This window comes from Cycloclasticus pugetii PS-1, from assembly GCF_000384415.1.
Taxonomy (GTDB): domain Bacteria; phylum Pseudomonadota; class Gammaproteobacteria; order Methylococcales; family Cycloclasticaceae; genus Cycloclasticus; species Cycloclasticus pugetii.
Window position 1 is genome coordinate 1693539 of the sequence record NZ_ARVU01000001.1, and the last position, 24531, is coordinate 1718069.

Annotated in this window: 26 protein-coding genes and 1 tRNA gene; 8 read left to right on the forward strand and 19 right to left on the reverse strand. The window is 42.6% G+C overall.

What is annotated here, in order from left to right; genetic code table 11:
* Positions 1-5 precede the first annotated feature (5 nt).
* The 16 genes from rpsO to glyA form a co-directional block, all read right to left on the reverse strand.
* Entirely contained in the window at positions 6-275 is a 270-nt protein-coding gene (gene rpsO / locus CYCPU_RS0108190) for a 30S ribosomal protein S15 (RefSeq protein WP_015006380.1), read from the reverse strand.
* Positions 276-378: 103 nt separating this feature from the next.
* On the reverse strand, positions 379-1287 hold the full coding sequence (truB, locus tag CYCPU_RS0108195) for a tRNA pseudouridine(55) synthase TruB (RefSeq protein WP_016389997.1): 909 nt from the start codon (positions 1285-1287) through the stop codon (positions 379-381).
* 3 nt (positions 1288-1290) lie between these two features.
* Positions 1291-1656 (reverse strand): 30S ribosome-binding factor RbfA, encoded by a 366-nt coding sequence (gene rbfA / locus CYCPU_RS0108200; RefSeq protein ID WP_015006382.1) that lies wholly within the window; start codon positions 1654-1656, stop codon positions 1291-1293.
* 10 nt (positions 1657-1666) lie between these two features.
* Positions 1667-4306 (reverse strand): translation initiation factor IF-2, encoded by a 2640-nt coding sequence (infB, locus tag CYCPU_RS0108205; RefSeq protein WP_020162470.1) that lies wholly within the window; start codon positions 4304-4306, stop codon positions 1667-1669.
* Between the two features lie 26 nt (positions 4307-4332).
* A complete protein-coding gene (gene nusA / locus CYCPU_RS0108210) occupies positions 4333-5835 on the reverse strand; it encodes a transcription termination factor NusA (protein ID WP_015006384.1) in 1503 nt (500 codons plus the stop codon).
* 20 nt (positions 5836-5855) lie between these two features.
* Positions 5856-6314: a ribosome maturation factor RimP gene (gene rimP / locus CYCPU_RS0108215; protein ID WP_015006385.1), complete on the reverse strand. Its 459-nt coding sequence runs from the start codon at positions 6312-6314 to the stop codon at positions 5856-5858.
* 133 nt (positions 6315-6447) lie between these two features.
* A tRNA-Met gene (locus CYCPU_RS0108220) sits at positions 6448-6524 on the reverse strand.
* A gap of 85 nt (positions 6525-6609) precedes the next feature.
* Positions 6610-7095, reverse strand: a complete 486-nt coding sequence (locus CYCPU_RS0108225; RefSeq protein ID WP_015006386.1) for a phosphatidylglycerophosphatase A family protein — start codon at positions 7093-7095, stop codon at positions 6610-6612.
* Positions 7085-8041, reverse strand: coding sequence for a thiamine-phosphate kinase (gene thiL, locus CYCPU_RS0108230; protein WP_015006387.1), 957 nt, complete (start codon positions 8039-8041; stop codon positions 7085-7087). Before thiL ends, CYCPU_RS0108225 begins: the two co-directional genes overlap by 11 nt.
* Positions 8042-8050: 9 nt before the next feature.
* Entirely contained in the window at positions 8051-8500 is a 450-nt protein-coding gene (gene nusB / locus CYCPU_RS0108235) for a transcription antitermination factor NusB (RefSeq protein WP_015006388.1), read from the reverse strand.
* Positions 8497-8976, reverse strand: a complete 480-nt coding sequence (gene ribH, locus CYCPU_RS0108240) for a 6,7-dimethyl-8-ribityllumazine synthase (RefSeq protein WP_015006389.1) — start codon at positions 8974-8976, stop codon at positions 8497-8499. Before ribH ends, nusB begins: the two co-directional genes overlap by 4 nt.
* Before the next feature lie 100 nt (positions 8977-9076).
* Complete coding sequence (gene ribBA / locus CYCPU_RS0108245; RefSeq protein ID WP_015006390.1) at positions 9077-10180, reverse strand: bifunctional 3,4-dihydroxy-2-butanone-4-phosphate synthase/GTP cyclohydrolase II; 1104 nt, start codon at positions 10178-10180, stop codon at positions 9077-9079.
* Positions 10181-10241: 61 nt separating this feature from the next.
* Positions 10242-10895, reverse strand: a complete 654-nt coding sequence (locus CYCPU_RS0108250; protein ID WP_020162471.1) for a riboflavin synthase — start codon at positions 10893-10895, stop codon at positions 10242-10244.
* Positions 10896-12008, reverse strand: a complete 1113-nt coding sequence (gene ribD / locus CYCPU_RS0108255; protein WP_020162472.1) for a bifunctional diaminohydroxyphosphoribosylaminopyrimidine deaminase/5-amino-6-(5-phosphoribosylamino)uracil reductase RibD — start codon at positions 12006-12008, stop codon at positions 10896-10898.
* A 9-nt stretch (positions 12009-12017) separates the two neighbouring features.
* The gene (gene nrdR, locus CYCPU_RS0108260; RefSeq protein ID WP_015006393.1) at positions 12018-12515 is read right to left on the reverse strand and encodes a transcriptional regulator NrdR; all 498 of its coding nucleotides are present in this window, start codon (positions 12513-12515) and stop codon (positions 12018-12020) included.
* A gap of 12 nt (positions 12516-12527) precedes the next feature.
* On the reverse strand, positions 12528-13784 hold the full coding sequence (gene glyA, locus CYCPU_RS0108265) for a serine hydroxymethyltransferase (RefSeq protein WP_020162473.1): 1257 nt from the start codon (positions 13782-13784) through the stop codon (positions 12528-12530).
* A 206-nt stretch (positions 13785-13990) separates the two neighbouring features.
* Here glyA and CYCPU_RS0108270 point away from each other — a divergent pair, with 206 nt between their 5' ends.
* Complete coding sequence (locus CYCPU_RS0108270) at positions 13991-14923, forward strand: histone deacetylase family protein (RefSeq protein ID WP_016389992.1); 933 nt, start codon at positions 13991-13993, stop codon at positions 14921-14923.
* 1 nt (position 14924) lies between these two features.
* Here the strand turns inward: CYCPU_RS0108270 and CYCPU_RS0108275 are convergent, their stop codons facing one another.
* A complete protein-coding gene (locus tag CYCPU_RS0108275) occupies positions 14925-17627 on the reverse strand; it encodes a bifunctional acetate--CoA ligase family protein/GNAT family N-acetyltransferase (RefSeq protein WP_020162474.1) in 2703 nt (900 codons plus the stop codon).
* A 270-nt stretch (positions 17628-17897) separates the two neighbouring features.
* Here CYCPU_RS0108275 and ettA point away from each other — a divergent pair, with 270 nt between their 5' ends.
* The 6 genes from ettA (at position 17898) to CYCPU_RS0108305 (ending at position 22033) form a co-directional block, all read left to right on the forward strand.
* On the forward strand, positions 17898-19565 hold the full coding sequence (ettA, locus tag CYCPU_RS0108280) for an energy-dependent translational throttle protein EttA (protein WP_020162475.1): 1668 nt from the start codon (positions 17898-17900) through the stop codon (positions 19563-19565).
* Between the two features lie 85 nt (positions 19566-19650).
* A complete protein-coding gene (locus tag CYCPU_RS0108285) occupies positions 19651-19998 on the forward strand; it encodes a DUF2834 domain-containing protein (protein WP_020162476.1) in 348 nt (115 codons plus the stop codon).
* A gap of 296 nt (positions 19999-20294) precedes the next feature.
* On the forward strand, positions 20295-20804 hold the full coding sequence (locus CYCPU_RS0108290) for a hypothetical protein (protein ID WP_016389989.1): 510 nt from the start codon (positions 20295-20297) through the stop codon (positions 20802-20804).
* Between the two features lie 226 nt (positions 20805-21030).
* Entirely contained in the window at positions 21031-21273 is a 243-nt protein-coding gene (locus CYCPU_RS0108295) for a type II toxin-antitoxin system Phd/YefM family antitoxin (protein ID WP_020162477.1), read from the forward strand.
* 260 nt (positions 21274-21533) lie between these two features.
* Positions 21534-21776, forward strand: a complete 243-nt coding sequence (locus CYCPU_RS0108300) for a type II toxin-antitoxin system Phd/YefM family antitoxin (protein ID WP_015006399.1) — start codon at positions 21534-21536, stop codon at positions 21774-21776.
* Positions 21773-22033 carry a Txe/YoeB family addiction module toxin gene (locus CYCPU_RS0108305; RefSeq protein ID WP_020162478.1) on the forward strand — a complete coding sequence of 87 codons (261 nt, stop codon included), beginning with the start codon at positions 21773-21775 and terminating at the stop codon, positions 22031-22033. Before CYCPU_RS0108300 ends, CYCPU_RS0108305 begins: the two co-directional genes overlap by 4 nt.
* 206 nt (positions 22034-22239) lie before the next feature.
* On the opposite strand, the gene CYCPU_RS11810 is transcribed toward CYCPU_RS0108305, so the two are convergent.
* On the reverse strand, positions 22240-22746 hold the full coding sequence (locus tag CYCPU_RS11810) for a glutathione peroxidase (protein WP_232228624.1): 507 nt from the start codon (positions 22744-22746) through the stop codon (positions 22240-22242).
* A gap of 202 nt (positions 22747-22948) precedes the next feature.
* On the opposite strand from CYCPU_RS11810, the gene CYCPU_RS0108315 reads away from it, so the two are divergent.
* Positions 22949-23224, forward strand: coding sequence for a hypothetical protein (locus tag CYCPU_RS0108315; RefSeq protein ID WP_020162480.1), 276 nt, complete (start codon positions 22949-22951; stop codon positions 23222-23224).
* Positions 23225-23463: 239 nt separating this feature from the next.
* Here CYCPU_RS0108315 and CYCPU_RS0108320 read toward each other — a convergent pair whose 3' ends face one another.
* Positions 23464-24423, reverse strand: a complete 960-nt coding sequence (locus tag CYCPU_RS0108320; protein ID WP_020162481.1) for an SdiA-regulated domain-containing protein — start codon at positions 24421-24423, stop codon at positions 23464-23466.
* Positions 24424-24531: the final 108 nt, after the last annotated feature.

A 24531-nucleotide genomic window follows, 5' to 3' on the forward strand; every position in this document is an offset into this window, starting at 1 on the left:
ATCTTTTACTTTCTCAATCCTAAACGCGCAATCAATGCACGGTAACGTTCTACGTCTTTGCCTTTTAAATAGTCTAATAACTTACGGCGACGGTTAATAATTCTTAATAAACCTTGACGTGAATGGTGATCTTTTTTGTTCTCAGAAAAATGCGGTGTCAAATGATTGATTCTCCCCGTTAACAAAGCAACTTGAACCTCTGGAGATCCTGTATCACCTTCTGATAACGCATATTCTTTAACAATTTCTTGCTTTTGTTCTGTACCGAACGACATATTTCTTACTCCACTTTCTATTATATTAATCTTAAGTAACAGTTCATTGTACTCTTCGTAATGTATGCTAACAAGCTTTAAGACAAATGCTTAAGCAAGCTTATTATGCAAAAATCCTGATAGGCGCCAAATAGTTACCCTCACTCCACTTACCAAGGCCAAAAATATTTCCCTTTGGGTCATTTAAACGAATAATAGGGGAATTTTCTAGACCGTCGACGTATATTTGCCGACCCAAACATAAATCACTCACCGCTTTATCATTACAGTTGATGATAGGGTATTGTTGAAGCGCCAAATCTAGACTATTCAACTGGCAATCTAAACTAGCCAAATCACCTTTATCAGCCTCTAATTGCTCTATGGTAACCGCATCATTAAGGTCAAACGGACCAGTTTTAAGGCGCCTTAAAAAGGTCACGTGAGCCCCACACCCTAACTGCTTACCAATATCTTCTGCCAAAGTGCGAACATACGTACCTTTAGTACACGACACTTCAAACGTTAGGGTTTCTTCGGATTGTGACAGCAAGCTCAATGAATTAATCGTCACCTCACGAGCTGGCCGCGGCACTACCTGCCCTGCGCGTGCTATGTCATACAACCGCCGACCGTTATGTTTAAGCGCCGAATACATTGGAGGGATTTGTTTAATCTTTCCGCTAAATGTTTCCAAGATTAAATTGAGATCATTTTTATTTATAGATGGCACAGGGCGCTCGGCTAGGACCTCACCCTCAACATCACCTGTAGTGGTGGTTTGCCCCAATCTCATTGTAAATTGATAGGTTTTATCTGATGCCAATAAATATTGCGACACTTTTGTTGCATGGCCTAAGCATATCGGAAGTACACCAGATGCAAGCGGGTCTAAACTGCCGGTATGCCCTACTTTTTTTGCACCATATAGACGTTTAATAATTTGAACGGCGCGACTGGATGAAATATGAAGTGGCTTGTCTAAAATTAGAATACCGCTGATATCACGGCCTTTCTTTTTTCGTTCTGACACTCGTTATTTCTCGTTATCTGGGTTTGTTGCTTTCAGCAGCGCATCCATTTTAATACCTTGTTCGATAGACTCATCTAGAAAAAAACGTAATTCTGGCACCATCCGCATGCGCATCCGCTTTGAAACGATACCGTGGATGTAGTTTGACGCACGATTTAAAGCCGCAACACTAGACTGCTTATCTTCTGCTTCTTGCGTTGTTAACACGCTGACAAAAACTTTGGCGACCGCTAAATCTTTCGTGACTTCAACATCACTAACGGTGACAAAGCCAACGTCAGGGTCTCTCAAGTCACGCTGAATAATTTCAGCCAACTCTCGTTGAAGTTGGCGTGAAACTCGTTGGAAACGTAAAAACTCTCTAGGCATTAATCACTGCTTATAATTTGCGTTTAACTTCTATGCGCTCAAAAACTTCAATTTGATCGCCATCTTGTACGTCATTGTAGTTTTTCACACCAATACCACATTCCATACCCGACTTAACTTCCTGAACATCATCTTTAAAGCGCCTTAATGACTCAAGCTGTCCTTCATAGATAACAACATTGTCACGTAACACACGAATAGGTAAATCCCTCTTAACGTAACCTTCTGTCACCATACAGCCTGCAATTGCGCCTAATTTAGGTGATTTAAATACGTCTCGTACGTTTGCAATCCCCACAATTTGCTCTTTAATGTCTGGAGCTAATAGGCCTGACAATGCATCACGTACATCATCAATCACATCATAAATAATACTGTAATAACGAACCGATACACCTCGGTTTTCAATCATACGCCTTGCACTTGCATCGGCACGTGTATTGAAGCCGATAATTAGCGCATCTGACGCAGCAGCAAGGTTAACATCACTTTCATTAATACCGCCAACACCTGCGGCCACAATTGAAACCTTCACTTCATCTGTTGAAAGATTTGTTAGTGATGATTTAAGTGCCTCTAAACTACCATGTACATCTGTTTTAAGCAGCACATTAAGTGTAGCGCTATCCCCATCTTCCATTTGTGAGAATGCTTGCTCTAGTTTCGCTGCTTGCTGTTTTGCTTGCCTTGCTTGTTTCGATTTATTTTGGCGGAATTCCGCAATTTCACGTGCTTTTCGCTCGCTTGGTGCAGCATATACTTCAACGCCAGCTTCAGTTGCACTTGAAAGACCCAGCACTTCAACAGGTACCGCTGGCGTTGCTGATTTCACTGCTTTAGCATGTTCATCAAACATCGCCTTAACTCGACCATGCGCTTCACCAGCAACTAAATAGTCCCCCATATTCAAGGTGCCTTTTTGCACAAGAATAGTTGCCACTGGGCCTCGGCCCTTATCGAGTCGTGACTCAATTACAACGCCTGTAGCTGCCACATCAACTGGTGCAGACAACTCTAATAATTCAGCTTGTAGCGCAATTGCTTCAAGTAACTCATCAACACCGTCGCCTTTTAATGCTGAAATATTAACAAATTGCGTATCACCACCCCAATCTTCAGGTGTCACCTCAAGTTGAGACAACTCATTCCTTACTCGATCAGGCTGCGCCCCTTCTTTGTCCATCTTATTAACAGCAACAATCATCGGGACACCCGCTGCTCGCGCATGCTCAACGGCTTCTTTTGTTTGCGGCATCACTCCATCATCGGCAGCAACCACTAAAATAACTAAATCGGTTATTTGCGCACCCCGTGCACGCATTGCAGTAAACGCGGCATGCCCAGGTGTATCAATGAAAGTCACCATGCTATCGCCTTGTTTAACTCGATAAGCACCAATATGCTGAGTAATACCACCTGATTCACCCGCTGCTACACGACTTTCGCGAATATAATCTAATAGCGATGTTTTACCATGATCTACGTGCCCCATAATCGTCACGACTGGGCCACGCGGCTCTTCTTTACCGTCTTTTTCTATGACATCTGCTAATAACTCAGCCTGGATGTCTTCATCGCTGCGTAAAACAACCTTATGACCCATTTCTTCAACGACAATTACCGCTGTTTCCTGGTCTAATGGTTGATTGATGGTAGCCATAGTGCCTAAGCCCATCAATGTTTTAATAACTTCTCCTGCTTTCACATTCATGCGCTGAGCAAGGTCAGAGACAATAATGCTTTCAGGAATTTCTACACTATAAACAATACTTTTTGTTGGTACTTCAAAGCCGTGCTTACCATCGGATTCTAGTCGTATATCACGTGTCTTACCGCCACCTTTCTTTTTATTTCGACGTGGTTTCTTGTCTACGTGCAAGATGCCTCCACCGAACTTAGAGCCCGCCTTCTTCTTGTCTGTCCTGCGGCCCAGTTCTTTTGCTTTTTTAGCGTCAGCTTCTGCCTTCACTCTGGCCATAATCTCAGGTGAGGCTATTTTAATCTTAGGCTCCTCAACTGGCTCACTTTTTGGTTCTGGTTCTGGCTGCGGCTCTGGTTTTTGCTTTGCTTCTAACTCAGCACGCTTAGCCGCCTCTTCTGCTTCAGCCGCTGCTTTTTTTGCAGCTTCTTTAGCTTGTTCAGCTTCTAAAATTGCTTTTTCTTCAGCTAACTTAGCCTGTTTTTCAGCTTCAATTTTATCTAAGGCTTCTTGTTTTTTGCTCGCTCTTTCTTGTTCTTTTTCACGAGCGGCACCTTGTTCCTGCACTAAGTCTTGATGTGCTTGGGCCGCTCTTTTTGCTTCTTCAAGTTCATCAGAACTCAACCCCGTCGCAATTTCTTCAGCGGAGCGTCCAAGTGTTTTCTTTTTTCTAACCTCGATACTAACCGAACTTGCGCCACGGCCTTTTGCTTGCTTCAGCTCTGTGACGGTAGTTTTACGTTTAAGAGTCATCTTTTTTGGTGCGGAGATGTCTTTTTTAGCTTTCCCGTGACTCTCACGAAGATATGTGAGTAATTTTACTTTATCGTCTTCACTAAGCGTTGAGGTTATTGTCTTACCTTTTACACCAGCATCTTTTAGTTGCTCCACTAGCTTTTCAGCGGAGGTACCAACTACTTTTGCTAAATGTTGAACTGTAATATCTGCCATACTTCTTTCTCCAGAGAGTTTATTGCTTACTCAGCGAACCAAGGTTCACGTGCTTTCATAATTAATGTTGTCGCACGCTCTTCATCAATACTTGCTATTTCGAGTAGTTCATCGGTTGCTAAATTAGCTAAATCTTCCATTGTGACAATTTCTTTGCTCGCTAATTTAAAGGCTAACTCACGATCCATCCCTTCCATATTAAGAAGGTCTTTGGCTGGCTCATGTTCTTCTAAGACTTCTTCAGAAGCAATTGCTTTTATTAAGTAAGCATCCTTAGCACGTTGTTGCAGCTCTTCAGCAATATCTTCATCAAATTCTTCAATATCAGTTAGATCATCTAAATCTGCGAAATTTATTTCTTCAATTGAGGTGTAACCCTCTTGCACTAAAATGAGTGCAACATCTTCATCAACATCAAGATCAAGCATTAATTGTTGAGCATAACCATCTGCTTCTGATGAATTTTGCTCATCTGCTTGCGTCTCGCTCATCACATTAAGCTTCCAGCCAGTTAACTCACTTGCCAAACGAACATTTTGTCCACCTCGACCAATTGCCTGCGAGAGACTATCGTCTTTAACTGACACATCCATGCTGTGCTTATCTTCGTCCACGACAATCGCAACCACTTCAGCTGGCGACATCGCATTAATCACGAACTGCGCTTCGTTTTCATCCCAAAGAATAATATCTACACGTTCACCTGCCAGTTCATTTGATACTGCTTGAACTCGTGAACCACGCATCCCAACACAGGCACCCACAGGGTCTAGACGTTGGTCTCGTGTACGAACGGCTATTTTTGCTCTTGAACCTGGGTCACGCGCAGCCCCCAAAATTTCAATTAAACCGTCTCCTACTTCAGGCACTTCTAGTTTAAAAAGCGCTGTTAGTAATTCTGGTGCGCTTCTTGAAACCGTCAGCTGCGGACCACGTGTTACTTCTTCTACTGACTTTAAGTAACCACGAATCCTATCGCCTGTTCTAACGGGCTCCCTTGGAATCATTTCTTCACGTGGAATAATGGCATCCGCTGTCCCTTCTAGGTCTACAAACACATTACCACGCTCAATACGCTTAATAACGCCTGTGACCAGCTCGCCCACTTTATCTTTATAAAGTTCGTATACTTTTCTTCGTTCAGCTTCTCTAACTTTTTGAACAATCACTTGCTTTGCAGCCTGCGCACCAATTCGGCCAAAGTCAGCCGACTCAATTGGCTCTTCTATAAAGCTACCCACTTCTAAAGTTGGGTCTTTTTTCTGTGCATCTTCCAGTAGGATTTGAGCATCTGGGTTTTCTAAACCATTTTCAAACTCAGGGTCAGCTTCAACAACCTCCCATTGACGGAAAGATTCATAATCCCCACTCACGCGATCAATAGCTACACGCACTGCAATGTCGTCACGGTATAGTTTTTTCGTTGCCATCTCTAAAGCAGCTTCAATTGCTTCAAAAAGAACACTACGATCAATTTCTTTTTCGTTAGAAACAACGTCTACAACCATTAAAATTTCTTTATTAGCCATCTTTAACCCTGAAATATTTTTTAATAATTAACTACTAGCCTAGCTTTCTTTATGAGAGAAAACGGAATTTCTATTTCCTCGTCATCAACATGTAAGTGCACTGTCTCACCTTTCACTTCTAGAATTTCGCCTGTAAACCGACGTTGCCCTTCAAGTGTTGATTGACGCAACTCCAATTTGACTGTTGATCCTTTAAAGCGTTCAAAATGAGCCAACTCAAACAATGGACGCTCCAAACCAGGCGATGAAACTTCAAGCCTGTATTGTCCTGTTATTGGGTCTTCAACATCCATAATACCGCTAATTTGATGACTCACTTTAGAACAGTCATCCACCATAATTCCTTTTTCCGAATCGATATAAACCAATAAAGTCGCCGCCTTACCTTGCCCGGTAAACTCCGCACCAACAAACTCATAACCAAGCCCAGTAACTGCGGGCCTAATCAACTCTAATATTTTAGCGGGTGCTTGATTCATCTCTATCCATCACGTACAAAAAAAGGGCCAAAGCCCCATTCAACACTTTAATTTTTGCCTTAAATCTTTTAGTCTTATTTAGATTCATAAGGGGCCAAACAAAAATACCCCAAATGGGGTACCGTATATTCATTGGTAGCGGGGGCAGGATTTGAACCTACGACCTTCGGGTTATGAGCCCGACGAGCTACCAAACTGCTCCACCCCGCGTCCATTTAAGAGAAGAATAATACTGGATTTAGCTTTCTTTTACAATCACTATTAACGTTTTATTTACTGTTTTTAATTCTTCGTTTTAAAGCAAGCCTGTTAATACGTATAAACAGCCGGCAGACATCAGCCCTGCCAATAGATCATCGACCATAATACCGAGGCCACCTTTTACTTTTGTATCTAACCAATTAATGGGCCAGGGTTTCGCAATATCAAATAGACGAAATAAAACAAACCCCAGTATTACGTTTTGCCAACTAAACGCCACCCAATACATTGTTAGTAAATAACCAGCAATTTCATCCCAGACAATACCACCATGATCATGCACACCAATATCATCCGCCGCCTTACCACATATCCACACACCTGAAACAACGACCAATATCAACGCCGCTGCATAACCATTTTCAAAAAACTTGATTAGTACATAATAAAAAGGAATCGCCACTAATGTTCCCATCGTGCCGGGTGCTTTTTTAGATAACCCAGAACCAAACCCAAAAGCCAACATTTGCACAGGGTTAGCTAATAATTGTTTAAATGACGGGGTTTTATCAGCTCGCAAAATGATCGTACCCCTTATTAAGCGTAAATATTTTTCCGTTTTTCACTTCGACTCTCAAGCCCGCCTCTTTCTCAATAACACCAATTTTTGTAATGTCATACTTATGTAATTTACTTAATTCATCAGCATTTAGGTTCGAGGGTAATGTAAAGCATAACTCATAATCATCACCTGTCGAATAAGGCCATAAATCGTCACTCAGCTTACTTGCATGTTGGCGAACGGACTCAGTCACAGGTAAGCACTCATCCCATACGCTTGCCCCAACACCGCTTGCTTTAAGTAGGTGACTCAAATCTGCAGACAAGCCATCTGAAACATCAATACAAGATGTCGCTACATTGAGCAGCTCGCGCCCTAATGCCACTTGAGGATTTGGCTTTAAATATGAACCCAGTTCTGAGTCCATCATGTTGAGATAACCCTGGCGGGCTTTTTCTAAGCCTAAGCCGGCGCTACCAATATGACCGGACACATAAATATCATCACCAACGTTTGCGCCTGAACGCATCAATCGTTGCTGTTTAGGTAATAGACCCATCACATTCACTGTAATAGAAAGGGGGCCTCGAGTAGTATCACCGCCTATTAACTGTAACGAATATCGATCAGCCAATTCAAAAAAACCTTTTGCAAACGATGCAAGCCAAGCTTTATCTATTGCTGGTAGTGTAATCGCTAACGAGGCCCATGCTGGGGATGCCCCCATCGCGGCTAAATCACTTAGATTAACAGCCAGCACTTTATGCCCTAACAATTCTGGTTCACTATTCGCTAAGAAATGTACATTTTCAACCAGCGTATCCGTGCTAACAGCTATTTGTTTATGGCTAGGCACATCGATTACAGCGCAATCATCCCCGATACCTAGCACTAAGGATTCGTTAGGGCCACCTGCTCTTGAGGCAAAGAACTCTTCAATAATCGAAAACTCGGGGGACGACATCTTGCAAGGTTAACCGGTTTTTTTCTTGCCTTTTGATTTTGCGTTTATTTCAACGGCTCGACTTTTTTGCGCTAATTTGTCCATGATGCTATTTACATAAGCATGACTTTTTTCAGAACCAAATTTTTTCGCCAAGTTTATCGACTCATTAATAGCCACTCGGTACGGTACTTCTGGCTTGTAAAATAGCTCATATGCACCCAAGCGTAAAACAGCCTTTTCAATGGGATCAATCTTTTCTAAATTTCGCGTAGTGAACTCACTAATTGCTTCGTCTAACTCACCCAGTTTATCAACGACACCGATCAATAGGTGCTCAAAATAGGCTGTTTGATATTTAGGCGTTTCTGAGTCTTCTTCAAATTGTTTACAAATTTCATTAAGGTTTTGACCCGTAATTTGCCACTGATACAAAGCTTGTAACGCGACTAATCTTGCATTGCTTTTTGGTGAACTCATTCGGCGTCTATCACCTTAAGCACATTAACCATTTCAATGGCCGCAAGGGCCGCTTCTGCCCCTTTATTTCCAGCCTTTGTGCCCGCACGTTCTATCGCTTGCTCGATAGAGTCAACTGTTAACACACCAAACGTAACAGGGATATTCGCTTGCAATGACACAGTGGCTAGGCCTTTGGTGACCTCGGCTGAAACATATTCAAAATGTGGCGTACCACCGCGAATAACCGCGCCCAAACCAATGATTGCATCGTAATTTTGCTTCGCTGCTAGACGTTGCGCTGCCAAGGGCATTTCAAATGCGCCAGGTACTTTGACAATATCAATGTTTTTAATATCCGCACCATGTCGGACTAATGTATCAATTGCACCGCCTTCTAGTTGGTCAACAATAAAACTATTAAAACGCCCCACCAATAAGCAGAAACGTGCATCACGCACGACCATATTCCCTTCTATTACCTTTGCATCTGACATATAAAACCCTTGTTATGTGTACGTATAAACTTAAATTTAAAGAACCATTTGTATCGTTCGAAAAGCGCTTAAGCTGCTGCACTCTTCATTTATCAGCAACTTAATCTAATGGCACATGCTCAACAATCTCAATATCAAAACCAGTCAGTCCTGAATATTTCGTTGGCGTACCAAGCAATTTTAAGTTTTTAATACCGAGCGCTGTTAAAATTTGACAACCTACACCCACTTCTCTTGAGTCAACCAAGGGTTGTGGCGCCAAATTAGACACCCCTTTTTCTTTTAATTCTTGCTCGTGAATAAACTCAACAATCGATTGATTATCTTCTTTATTACGAATTAAAATCAACGCACCTCGCCCTTCAGCAACAATCTTTTGCATCGCACTTGGCAAGGGGTAGTGATCACTCTCTTTCGCGTGTAATAAGTCGGCTAATGTGCTTTTTGCATTAATTCGAACCATTACTGGCTCATCTGTGTTGACATCACCATACGTTAAGGCCAAATGCAGCTTATTATCTATTTCATCTTGAAAAGCATGAAGTCTGAAATCACCGTATTTAGTCGGATAATGGCAACTACTGACAAGCTCTATCGTTTTTTCATTTTGTATACGGTAATGAATTAAGTCGGCAATCGTCCCCATTTTTAATTCATGTTTTTCAGCAAAAACGCTCAAATCTGCTCGCCTCGCCATCGTGCCATCATCATTTAATATTTCCACAATAACAGCAGCAGGCTCTGCACCTGCCAGACGCGCAAGGTCACAGCCAGCTTCAGTATGCCCTGTACGATTTAAAACCCCACCCGGTTGCGCCATCAGCGGGAAAATATGCCCCGGCTGAACCACATCGGTTGGCTTTGCAGTTGGATTAACCGCGGCTAAAATAGTTTTTGCACGATCAGCCGCTGAAATACCGGTAGTTACGCCTTCGGCCGCTTCAATTGACACCGTGAAATTGGTTGAGTAGGCTGCTTGATTATCATTAACCATTAACGGCAACCTTAATTGCTGGCAACGCTCACGCGTTAACGTTAAGCAAATCAAACCGCGGCCATAACTCGCCATAAAGTTAATGTCTTGCGGGCGCACATGCTCAGCAATCATTAGCAAGTCACCTTCATTTTCACGATCTTCATCGTCCATTATGATGACAATTTTGCCTTGCTTTAGGTCATCAATAATTTCTTGAGTCGTATTCATAAGTATTTTTAGTTGGTCAGTGGCACGTATTGTAGCCGATTCAACTCAGTTTCTTTTCAGATTATTTAACAAAGCCACTGCTTTCAAGTAATTTTTTATAATCAACTGATGACGAATTCTTTGCATCCCCCATCATTAAGCGCTCTAAGTAACGCGCAATAACGTCTACTTCAAGATTCACTGAATCGCCAATTGTTCGCAGGCCTAATGTTGTCATCTCTAACGTGTGCGGCACAATATTAACGGAAAACGAAGAATCATCCACGCTATTCACCGTTAAGCTAATACCATCAATACAAATGGAGCCTTTTTGCGCAACATAACGAGCTAATTGTTTAGGCATACTAAAACGAAAACGGACTGAACGTGCATCGGTTTTGCGCTCAAGCACCTGCCCAACCCCATCAACGTGGCCACTAACCATATGCCCACCTAAGCGAGTGTGTGCTTGCAACGCACATTCTAAATTAACCGCCGTACCGACTGTTAGTGCCCCCATCGTTGTTGCCGATAATGTTTCATTTGAAACATCCGCAACAAACTGGCCTGCCGCCAATTCAATGGCCGTTAAACAGACACCATTAACAGCAATACTGTCACCAAGCTGTGCATCACTCAAATCTAAATGAGCTGTAGCAACCGTCAAACGCACATCACCTTGCTGTTGCTCAATACGCTTAATTTCACCGACTGCTTCGATAATTCCAGTAAACATTTAGCCTTCCCTTTTAACCCGATAAGTTAATTTAATATCGTTATCAAGCTCATGCATACCCACATAGTGTAGTTGAACTCTATCTGACAACGTTGATACTTGAGGCATAGAAAAAGCACCTCTTGCATCCGACCCTAAGGCACTTGGCGCCATATAAATGATTAACTCATCAATAATACCTGCTTGCAACAGTGCACCATTTAACAATGCACCGGCTTCAACCATTACACTATTAATAGCCTGCGACCTTAGCCACTCATGAACGGCGTATAAATCAACTTGTCCCTGAGCATCGGCAGCAATCACCTGCACAGTACAGCCAGCTTGCTGCAAAGCCGTCATAGCGTCTTGATTATTACTACAGGTTAAAATAGTGACCTTAACGTTCGACTTAAAAATACGAGCATTCACTGGGGTTTTTAACTGCGAATCTAGAATAACTCGATGCGGTTGCTCTACCGCTATATGCTCCAAACCATCTCTCGCTGTTAACTGGGGGTCATCAGCAAGGATTGTTCCTACCCCTGTTAAGACAATATCACTTTCAGCACGTAGCTGATGTACATCCTTTCTCGCCGCTGCTCCTGTTATCCATTGGCTTTCGCCCGATGCCATCGCTGTTTTACCGTCCAGACTCATTGCCACTTTACTAAAAATATACGGCTGGCCTGTAGTCATCCTATGATAGAACGCTTGATTTAGCGCTATTGCTTGCTCTTCAAACAAGCCAACAGCCACCTCAATACCTGCAGCCTGAAGTTTAGCAACACCTTGCCCGGACACAATAGGATTAGGGTCTTGCATAGCAATAACCACGCGAGATACCCCCGCGTTAATTAAACCATCAGCACACGGTGGTGTTCTGCCATGGTGGCTGCAAGGCTCTAATGTCACATACGCAGTTGCACCTTTCGCTGCTGCAGCAGCACTCTGTAACGCATATACTTCAGCATGTGGTTCGCCAGCTTTTTTATGCCAACCTTCAGCAATAACGTGCCCCTCGTCAACAATAACACAGCCGACACAAGGGTTTGGTTTTGTGCTGTACCTACCAAGCGCCGCCAGTTCTAGCGCTCGGTTCATATGGCGTTGATCATTAGACGTAAACGTCATAGCATCATATTATTTTTTGCTAACAACGGCTGATAACATCAGCTGTTCGCTTTTATCTTCTTTTTCAAGCTCATCAATTACTTTTCTAAATTCATTGATGTCTTCAAAACTTTTATACACAGACGCGAAACGAACATAAGCAACATGGTCTAGGTTTCCTAGTTCTTCCATCACCAGCTCACCAATTTTCATCGAGGGGACTTCGCGCTCGCCCAGTGACAGCAAGCTTTTTTTGATGCGACTCAAAGCAGCATCAATATCTTCGCTGCTAACAGGCCGTTTCTCTAACGCACGCAATACCCCGACACTAAGCTTTTCTTCCCAAAAGGGCTCGCGAACACCATTACTCTTCACTACCCTCGGCAGATTCAGCTCGGCTGTCTCAAAGGTGGTAAACCGCTCTTTACATGCTTGGCATTCACGACGCCTACGCACACTATCCCCTTCACCCGCTAAGCGCGAGTCAATAACACGTGTATCACTGTCATTACAAAAGGGGCATTGCATATGGCTTAAACCTTAATCTGCGTAAACAGGTAAACGTAAACAAATGGCCAATACTTTTTCCTTAACCGCTTGTTGAACGCTTTCGTTTTCAATGTCATCAAGAATGTCACACATCCAACCAGCAAGGTCTTTGCTGTCTTGTTCGCTAAAGCCGCGTGTTGTAATTGCTGGCGCACCTAAACGAATACCACTGGTCACAAAGGGTGACTGAGGGTCATTCGGTACAGAGTTTTTATTAGTCGTGATGTTTGCCGCTTCTAGGGCTGCTTCAGCTGCTTTACCGGTTAAGCCTTTGTCGATTAAATCAACCAAGAACAAGTGATTGTCTGTACCACCTGACACGATGTTATAACCACGTGCGATAAAGGTATCGGCCATCGCACTAGCATTGACTTTAACTTGTTTTTGGTAAGCTTTAAATTCAGGTGACAACGCTTCTTTAAAGGCCACTGCTTTCGCTGCAATCACATGCATCAGTGGGCCGCCTTGAGTACCGGGAAAGACCATTGAGTTTAATTTTTTCTCAATCTCAGGATTGGATTTGGCCAAAATTAAACCACCACGTGGGCCACGTAATGTTTTATGTGTGGTTGATGTAGTAACATCAGCAATCCCTACTGGGCTTGGGTATTCACCCGCCGCCACTAAACCGGCAACATGCGCCATATCTACAAATAAATACGCACCAACAGAATCCGCAATATCACGGAATTTTTGCCAGTCCATTACACGAGAATACGCAGAAAAACCGGCTACAATCATTTTAGGTTTATGTTCGTTTGCCAGTGCTTGAATTTCTTCATAATCCACCTCGCCGGTTGCTTCATTTAAGCCGTATTGAACGGCATTAAATATTTTGCCCGAGAAGTTTACTTTAGCTCCATGCGTGAGGTGCCCACCGTGCGCCAAACTCATCCCTAAAATGGTATCGCCTGCTTGTAAAAGTGCGAAATAAACTGCTGCATTGGCTTGTGAGCCCGCATGAGGTTGCACATTGGCATAATCTGCACCAAACAACTCTTTAACACGGTCAATAGCTAACTGCTCAGCAATATCCACATACTCACAACCACCATAATAGCGTTTACCTGGATAGCCTTCTGCATACTTATTAGTCAACATAGAACCCTGCGCCTGCATCACACGAGGACTCGCGTAGTTTTCAGATGCGATCAGCTCAATATGGTCTTCTTGGCGTTGCTCTTCTTGTTGAATAGACGCCCAAAGTTCGTCATCAAATCCTTCAATGGTCATGCGCTTGTTGTACATTTAGTTTCCTCGTGCCGTTTCCAACGTCGTTAATTAAATAAAAAAGCGAATTCTACATCATATTGTGGTTACAAGGCTATTTTTAGCAGAAAGCACACAAGAACTTTGAAAAACCAACACCAATTGGCATCCTAAAGCCTGATCAACGCATGCTCAAGTTCTTTAATGTATATTATTAACATCATAAACTACCGGACCAATGTTGTATGAGAACGGCCTACATCACGCATGCTGATTTAATTAAACATGACATGGGGGATGGACACCCAGAAAGGTCAAGTCGCCTATATGCCATTCAAGATCAATTAAAACACCAACAGCTTTGGGACCTTTTAGAGCATATTGAGGCGCCAAATGTCGAGCAAGCCGCTTTATTGCGAGTTCATAGCCAGCAACACCTTGAATATATAGTTGATAACGCCCCTGGCAGCGGGCAAGCGCTCTTTCAAATCACCCCTGATACGCTAATGAACGAACATAGCCTAGACGCTGCGCTAAAAGCTGCAGGCGCAGGCACCACTGCGGTTGACCTTATTATGGACAAGCAAATAGAAAACGCTTTTTGTGCTGTTCGGCCACCGGGGCACCATGCGGAAAGGTCCAAATCAATGGGCTTTTGTTTTTTCAACAATATTGCTGTTGCGGCTGCACACGCTCTTGAAAAACACACACTAGATCGTATTGCCATTGTTGACTTTGATGTCCACCAAGGTAATGGCACACAGGAAATTTTTGAGGCAGATGATCGCGTGCTATTTTGCTCAAGCTATGAGCACCCTCTGTTTCCATTTTCTAATCGCCCGAGCATCCCCAACAAGCTCATTAACACGCCTTTAAAGTCAGGCTCAACAGGGGCAGAGTTCCGCGCTCAGGTACAACAACATTGGTTACCCGCCTTACATGCTTTTAAACCACAGTTTATTTTTATATCGGCCGGCTTTGATGCACACTGGGAAGATGATATCGCGACCCTGTGTTTTCAAGATCAAGACTTTGCTTGGGTAACACAGGAAATCATAGCGATTGCACGGCGCTACTCGCACAATCGCATTGTTTCTGTACTCGAAGGCGGTTACGCACTAAAAGCATTGGGACGTAGTGCCGAACAACACATACGTGCTCTAATGCAATTGAGCTAAATCAACTGTTTGACGCTTCGCGATTTAATAACAGCTTCACCGTCACCACCCCGGGTTCATTATGCTGACTTTGCATCGTAAAGCCGGCTCTTTTACACAGATCTAGCATGACTTTGTTTTCTGCCAACACTGAACCATACACCTCCTTAAGCCCTCTTGATTCGGCGTAATGAATAATCCTCTTCAACAATAACGTACCCAAGCCTTGTCGGCCAACGACATGATTAACAATTAAAGAAAACTCGGCCCTTGGTTCAAATGCATCTGATATTAAGCGCACCACGGCGTACAGCTTCCAGTTTTTTTGTGTTCTTGGGTCCGTTATAACCAACGCCATTTCACGGTCATAATCAATTTGCGAAAAACGTGCTGCCATGGGGTGACTCATCGTCTTTATTGCATTAAAAAATCTAAACCGTATCTCTTCTTTGGTTAACTGATTAAAGTTTTCTATCAGCGCCGGTTCATCCTCTGGTCTCACCGGTCTCAATTCGTAGGTTTTACCGGACGCAAGCGTTATTTTCTCTTCAAGATCATGTGGGTAAGGGTGTATAGCCAGCCTGTTCGTCTTCACCTCACTTTTTATAGAAATACGTATGCGGGCATCGAGCGCAACAACACCCTGACTATTAACCAGCAACGGATTAACATCCAACTCAACTAAGCGATCAAAATCCACAACTAATTGAGAGAGTTTAATCAGTGTTAACAAAAGCGCATCCATATCAACAGCTTCTCGATCACGATAACCTTTTAGCAGATGATAAATTTTCGTCCTCACCACCATATCTTTTGCTAACTTAAGGTTCAATGGAGGCAAGGCTAGCGCTTTATCGTTATACACTTCAACCGCTGTACCCCCCTGGCCAAACATTAAAACCGGACCAAATGTTGGGTCATTTAACACACCTAAGATCACCTCATGCGCGTCTTTATAATTAGCCATATTTTGAACAAAAAAGCCTTCTATTTGCGCATCTGGCCGACGATGTTGAACCGTATTTTGAATATCTAGCACGGCTTGTTTTACCGCTGCCTCACTCGCCAAGTTCAGCGCAACGCCTTGAACATCTGATTTATGAAGAATATCGGGAGAAAATATTTTTACCGCCACTGGGTACCCAAGCTCTGTCGCAAAACTGACAGCCTCTTCGGCTGTCGTAGCTAGGCGTGTTGTTACCGTCGGAATACCATAGGCTGCCAACACCTGCTTTGCTTCCATTTCATTAAGCCATTCGCGCTTTTGCGCTACCGCTTTGTCAACAATAGACTGTGCTGTCTTAACGTCAAACTCTAAATCTTCTGTCAGCGCGGGCGGTGTTTCCATCAAAATTTTCTGGTTTTGACGATAATGTACTAAATACATAAATGAATTAACCGCCGATTCAGGCGTTGCATAACTCGGAATACCTCGCTCAGCAAACAAGGAACGACTTGCTTCGGCGGTTGCACTACCCACCCAACTGGTGAGCACACATTTTTTACCTGTTGCAGCAATATCAGCCACAACCTTCGCTATATCAATGCTTGATGAAACAGCCGTCGGACAATTCAAGACCAATATCGCACCAATATTTTCATCCTCTTGAAGAACACCCAAGGCGGCAGCATAACGGTCTGGTCCAGCATCACCAATAATGTCGATAGGGTTTGCACCCGACCATGTTTTTGGCAACACCTTATCAAGCTTTTGTTTGCTGACATCTGACAGCTGCGCTAACACCCCACCTGATTGAACCAATGCGTCTGTTGCCAATACACCCATACCACCACCATTTGTCAAAATGGCTAAGCCACTCTTATCCAGTGGTTTAACCGATGTCAGTGATGCAGCAGCATAAAAAAGCTCACTCATCCCATTGACCCTAAGTAAGCCTGAACGATCAAAAACAGCTTGATAGACATCATCAGAACCTGCCATTGCTCCCGTATGAGACGCTACTGCTTTACTGCCCGCATCTGAGCGACCCACTTTCAGCACAACAATCGGCTTCGTCCTAGAGGCGGCCCTTGCTGCTGAAATAAAGCGCCTCGCATGCTGAACCGATTCCATGTAAATAACAATAGCTTCCGTTTCTGAGTCCATTGACATTGCATCTAAGACCTCTCCAAATGTAATATCAGCCATATCCCCCAGTGACACTAAATGAGAAAAACCGATACCGCGACCACATGCCCAGTCAATAATCGAGGTTAACATGGCGCCTGATTGAGAAATGACACCAATCTTTCCTTTGTTAGGCATTAAATGGCTAAAACTCGCATTTAATTTGTTAATCGGTGAGATAACCCCTAAACAATTCGGCCCTATAATTCTCACATTATATTGACGCGCCTCTTTCAACATTTGCGCCTCAAGATCTTTACCACCGGTGCCATTGCCTTCAGAAAAGCCAGCGGTAATGACAACAACACTTCTTGTCCCTTTTTGCCCTAGTTCAGCAATTAACCCCGGCACAGTCTTAGGTGGTGAAACAATAACCGCTAAATCCGCTGCAGATTCAAGTTCATCTACCGAGGCACTACAAGGAAGATCGAGTACACGTTTATACTTAGGGTTAACAATACTGATATTGTCTTTCGCCATACCGCCAGACAATAAGTTTTGAACAATGATCTTACCGAGTGAGCCATCACGTGAACTGGCGCCGATAACAACAATTGTTTGAGGAGCAATAAAGCTCGACATTCTGTTTTCAGTCATGTTCCTTCCTTAAAATAAAATTATTTGTGCAATGCAATATAATAAGATTGTAATACGCATTTATCTAATTTATAAGAAAAAACCACCTATATCGCAGCCTAATCTGATATTTACGCCTATAACACCACCCAATCATTGTATAAAATATCTATCAATAACTATGCGCACCAACTCGCCATTAAACGAGCCGCGCCATAAACGATTAATACGCGTTTAACTATGTTTACTACCCTTAGAAAAAGTCTTATTTAAATAATAAACGGATTACAAATGGCTCAATATATCTACACCATGAACGGCGTTAGTAAAGTCGTTCCCCCTAAACGTAAAATTCTTACTGATATTTATTTATCGTTTTACCCCGGCGCTAAAATTGGTGTTTTGGGTCTAAATGGCTCAGGTAAATCGACCCTGCTAAAAATTATGGCTGGGTTAGACACCGAAATAGAGGGCGAAGCGCGCCCACAGCCAGGCATTAAAATTGGCTACCTCGCCCAAGAACCGCAATTAGACGAAAGCAAGGACGTACGCGCTAACATTGAAGAAGCGTTAGGTGACCTCACCAATGCTCAAGCTGAATTAGACGCTGTATATGCCGCTTATGCCGAGCCCGATGCTGACTTTGACGCCCTAGCAAAAAAACAGGCCGAGTTAGAAAACATCCTGCAAGCTGGTGATGGCCACGACACCGATCGCACCATGGAAATTGCCGCAGATGCCCTACGCCTACCGCCATGGGATGCCGATGTGAGCAAACTATCAGGGGGTGAAAAACGCCGCGTTGCGCTGTGTAAATTATTACTTTCAAAACCCGATATGTTGCTGCTTGATGAACCAACCAACCACTTAGATGCTGAATCTGTGGCATGGTTAGAACGCTTCTTGCACGATTTTACCGGTACCGTAGTTGCCGTTACCCATGACCGTTATTTTTTAGATAACGTTGCCGGGTGGATTTTAGAACTCGATCGCGGACGCGGCATTCCTTGGGAAGGCAATTACTCATCATGGTTAGAACAAAAAGACGCACGACTAGAGCAAGAACAAAAAGCCGAAGCTTCACAAAAACGTTCCATTAAAAAAGAACTTGAATGGGTACGTTCAAACCCGAAAGGCCGCCATGCCAAAAGCAAAGCACGTATGGCACGCTTTGATGACTTGCAATCCAAAGAGTTCCAAAAACGCAGCGAAACACAGGAAATTTACATACCACCCGGCCCACGCTTGGGTGATTCGGTGATAGAAGCCGTTAACATCAGCAAAGCCTTTGGTGACCGCGTGTTATTCGACAACTTAAACTTTAATCTGCCACAAGGTGGCATCGTGGGGATTATTGGTGCCAACGGCGCAGGTAAATCCACCCTATTCAAAATGATGGGCGGGTTAGAAGAAGCCACCAGCGGCGACATTAAAATGGGTGAAACCGTAAAACTCGCCTACGTAGACCAATCACGCGAAAACTTAGACGACAACAAAACCGTATTCGAAGAAATATCAGAAGGTAACGACGTGATTACCGTTGGCACTTACGAAACCCCATCACGCGCTTATGTTGGACGCTTTAACTTTAAAGGATCTGACCAACAAAAACGCATGGGCGACCTATCCGGTGGTGAACGTAACCGTGTGCATTTAGCTAAAGTACTGAAAGAAGGCGGTAATGTATTACTGCTGGATGAACCGACTAATGATTTAGACATTGAAACCCTGCGCGCACTAGAAGAAGCCCTACTCAGCTTCCCCGGTTGCGCCGTGGTCATCTCGCATGATCGCTGGTTCTTAGACCGCATAGCCACCCACATGCTTGCCTTTGAAGGCGATAGTAATGTAGTCTGGTTTGAAGGTAATTATGAAGAATATGAAGCCGATTTAAAACGCCGACTGGGTGTAGAAGCAGATCAACCTAAAAGGTTAAAATATAAAAAGTTGGCGGGGTAGAAAAATTCATTCATGGGGCTATCGAATATCAATTTGATTGCCCCTATGATTTCGCACCATAAACACCATTAAAAAAGGACGATTAATGCTCAACTCATCCAAAAGCCGTCAAATAATCTATGCTTTATTTGCTTTAGCGGGCGTCACGTTAACGTCGTACTTTAATATTCAATATATGCTTGAACAGGGTGGGTTTTCACTTAGTCATTTTATTCATCAGGCCTATATTAACAATGCCTCAAGCTCTTTAACCAATGATGTGCTGGTTATCTGGGGCGCTTTTATTGTTTGGTCATTTGTTGAAGCTCGCCGCCTCTCAATGGCTCGATGGTGGGTGTATATTCTACTAACGGCTACCGTTGCGGTGGCTTTTGCAGTACCCGTTTTTCTATTAATGCGCGAGCGACGCTTAGCAGAGATGAATATCGATTGATAATGAGTGAAGACTACGAGGCTGTTTAAAACGCAGACTAGACGCAGAAACAGCTCAAGCTCGTCGACTTAAATATTAAATTTGGCGGGGTAAAAAAGCTTATTGATATGTGGGATTAAATCCCACCATTTAAATTCAAGAGACCAATGGAATGGAAATAATATATAAATATTACAAAAAGTTAAGCCCCTTTATTTAAATCAACCAAATAAAACTATCGGGATTCCCGGTAATACTGTTTTGTGGGATGCAATCCCATAAAACATACTGTTAACTGTACATGGATGGATTGAATCTTGGTTGAACAATTTGCAGTAATCGTTGGACTAATTTCAGCCTTCTCAGCAGGAAGGGAACTAAATAAGGCTACAGATATGGCTGAGTTTCAGTCGTGGTTGATTGAACACAACCATCAAGATATTCTTGCTCTTATCACTGAAAGTAATAAATCAAGCAGATTCGTAAAAGCCTATCTCAACCAACAGGTTCCTGAGATTCAGGGAAAACTAGATAAGCTAATATATCTAGTAGAGAATTTAGCTGGTGAGGATGGTTCTGATGAGCTGGAATTTACAGGTCATCATTATTTAAAGGGAATATTAAGGTGTTCGTTTGAAAATATTTTTAATTCTAATCTGTCGTCGAATGACTTTGATATCGCTTATACGTATGTTACTGATTGGATAGGTGACAGCGCTCGATATAATGAGTATGTTCTTGAGAAAATGGTTAGAGAGTCTTTGAAAAGAAAAAATACTATTTCACAATTGATAGATAAATATTGGTTTGATTTGGTCGGTGGTTAGAGCAATTCATAAGACCTTATTGAGAGAAAAAGAGAAAAATAGGGTCAGGTCTTGCAATCACACATTTCTGTTTTTCAAGTTACTTGACGAAATCAAGGGGCGGTCAGCTTAGTTTCTTCAAAAATAAGCTCCCCTTTACTCCCAACTTAGCTTTTAACGCTTTGATTTTTAAAAGACTTGAATTTACGTACGCTTAGGCGTACGCTTCGCTTGGAGGTAAAATATTATGACCATATTAAACGTTACTGAAGCTAGATCCAAACTGTACAGTCTTATAGATGAGACTACTGAAACACACCAACCTGTCATCATTACAGGAAAAAGAGGTAATGCCGTTTTAGTGGCAGAAGAAGACTGGAACGCCATCTCTGAAACGCTTAACTTGTTATCCGTTCCTGGCATGCGAGAGTCTATCCAAGAGGGATTGAAACAAGACCTATCTAAAAGCTCTAAGGAGCTTGATTGGTGACTTGGGCGCTACTCTATACAAAACAAGCTCAAAAAGATGCCAGGAAGCTTTCTTCTGAACTTAAGAGTAAATAATAGGGTCAGGTCTTGCAATCAGGCATTTCTATTTTTCAAATTACTCGACGAAATCAAGGGGCGGTCAGCTTAGTTTCTTCAAAAATAAGCTTCCCTATACCCCCAACTTAGCTTTAACGCTTTGATTTTTAAAAGACTTGAATTTACGTACGTTTAGGCGTACGCTTAGCTTGGAGGTAAAATATTATGACCATATTAAATGTTACTGAAGCTAGATCTAAACTGTACAGTCTTATAGATGAGACTACTGAAACACACCAACCTGTCATCATTACAGGAAAAAGAGGTAATGCCGTTTTAGTGGCAGAAGAAGACTGGAACGCCATCTCTGAAACGCTTAACTTGCTATCCGTTCCTGGCATGAGAGAATCTATCCAAGAGGGATTGAAACAAGACCTATCCGAAAGCTCTAAGGAGCTTGATTGGTGACTTGGGAGCTACTCTATACAAAACAAGCTCAAAAAGATGCTAGGAAGCTTTCTTCTGAACTTAAGAATAACGCAAAACCTCTTCTAGATATAATTCAAAAAGACCCTTACCAAAACCCACCACCCTATGAAAAGTTGGTTGGCGATTTATCCGGTGCATATTCACGTCGCATCAACATTCAGCATAGGCTTGTTTACCAAATATACGAAAAGGAACATAGTATAAAAGTAATCAGGCTTTGGACTCACTATGAATAAAGGTGAGTTCAAGTTGCAAGCCCAACACTCTATAAACTAAAAAGACATCGCAAGTATCTGATAAATTTAAATCACTACAACTTAAATATCTGGAACTCACGATGTCTTATACTCATTTAACAGCAGATGAGCATTTCAAAGAGACTAACCCAGCAAACCCTTAAGCGTTCAACGCTTCCTCAATCGCGTTAATAAGGCTTGCATCATCAGGCTATATCAGGCGCAAACCGGCCTTTAATTGACCCATCACGTGCCACTAAAAATTTTTCAAAATTCCAGCTGACATCGCTTTCTACCGCTGGCGATAAACCCTTTTCTGCCAGTCGGCTCATTAACTGACCACCTTCTAGCTGTTTGCTTGTTGGCTGGGCATTAATAAGCCATTCGTATAGCGGGTGTCTTGGGCTGCTATTTATGTTTACTTTACTGTACAGCGGAAAATTGACGGCATAGTTTGTTGAACAAAATGTTTGTATTTCAGCATCACTGCCCGGTTCTTGCCCTGCAAAATCATTACAAGGCAAACCCAATACCACCAAGCCTTTGTCCTGATACGCTTGATAAAGCGCCTCTAAACCTTCATATTGAGGGGTTAAACCGCATTTAGAAGCCACATTAACAATCAGCATAACCTTTCCCTGGTAGTCAGAGAGGGTTGATTCGCTACCGTCAATTTTAGTTAGCGCTATGTCGTAAATTGAGTTACTCATCATCTTTTCCTTGTTCGTTTAATTGTCGTATCTTAACCATTATTTTGATAACTTGTACCTTATAAATGCAGTTATTCCTAGTACCCTAAAAGAACGTGAATATCACAATAGAGTGAATTATGGGGTCAGTCTAGCTAGCGCCCACTCTTAACAAAGAACCAATAAGTTCTTTAACGGTTATTGGTTAAAGTAATCATAAAAAAACATGCAATCAGACCCCCAAAAACTAATTGAAAAACACCCCAGCCTTACTCACTCAGAATTAATGAAGGTTATGTCACATGTTCAACGCCCTCAAGGCGACTGGATTTTACATACGTTGATGGTAGAAGGTTGCACTGTGCCCTTTAAATTCAAGCGCAAAGGTCAATACCAGAGCTTAAAAGGCGCCCGAGTAAACATGACGTACTATCCAGCACAAGAAACTGTTGCTGGCATTGATTTAGAAATTATGAAAGTAGTGCGTATAAAAAGAGGCTGACCTACAACTTAAAGAAGGCGCTAGTTTAAGTTCGTGATTGTTATGCCTAACACGAGTTTTAGCAGAATTGCTTGCAGCTGTACCCAACAGGGCCTGTATCGGTTCTTGATAGGTAAAAAACAGTTGAAAGATAACAAGAACACCAACGCCAACCAGCACATAACCGTTGCCATTAAACCTTGCCCAGTTAAATACCGAAGCCATGGTATAGATGGGGCAGCCAGTTTGATTTAACTCAATTAGTCATTTTTTGACGCGACTTTTAACAGGCGATTTTTACTCTTGAGACGATAAAAGAAATTAGGCTCGCTGATGACATAAATATCACCGTCTTTGTCCATTGTTATACCTTCAGCCTGCGGTACATCATCATGCAAACCAGCATTCCCTCTACTCAAGTCCAATCGGCTGATTTCAATCCCTTCTTTATTGACTTCAACCATTTGACGAGATTCGTCACTCAAGAGTATTAGATGGCCTGTTTGATCGTCATAATGCACCCCTGAGTAATCATCACCGCCAAAAGAGGTTTTTTCTAAAGAAAACGGCGTTGAAATAGCGATATCAGATGATTCAACAAAACCCGACAGCTTTATCAGTTGTCGAGGTGTTTTCTCGTTAATGATAAATAAATCCCCACTGTCTTGGTTATAAGTTAACCCTTCAAATCCTTTGTTTTTACCTGATGTAATGGCTAACTGAAGGCTCTTTAAGCCCACCCTATTAACAACCTTTGTTTGCGAATTAATATCGAACATTACCAAGGTTCTTTTTCGCTCTTCAACCACGGCATATCGTTCGCCGCCGAGATACATCACCCCTTCTGTGTCTTCGAAGCCAATTAAATCAATACGACGAATTAGCTCACCGTCTTTTGTCAGCTCAAGTAGCATTTCTGGGTTATTAACAACAGCAAATAATGTATTGGTATTGCTGTTATAGGTTAGGCCAGATGCATTATCTTTAACACCCGCTATCATCTTAGGCGTTGCGTGAATTTCATAGCCAGTTAAGCCAATTTGCTGTCCAGCAACTATGGGGGTTTCTTCACCGCTGAAGAGGCCGAATGAAACGACTAATATTAACAAGAGATAGATCAGGTTTTGCTTATTACAAACTTTTAAATCACCAATACGAGACTGCTCCAAAACAATTTTTAAGCAATAATCTAAACGAGATATTCGTGTGGTATTCAGCATGGCATTCATCCTTAAAATTTGCAGTGAATGTAACCAATGATGATGACAACGAAGTGTCAGAACGATGACAATATGCAGACGCAAGGCACAAATACCTATCTCAGCCCT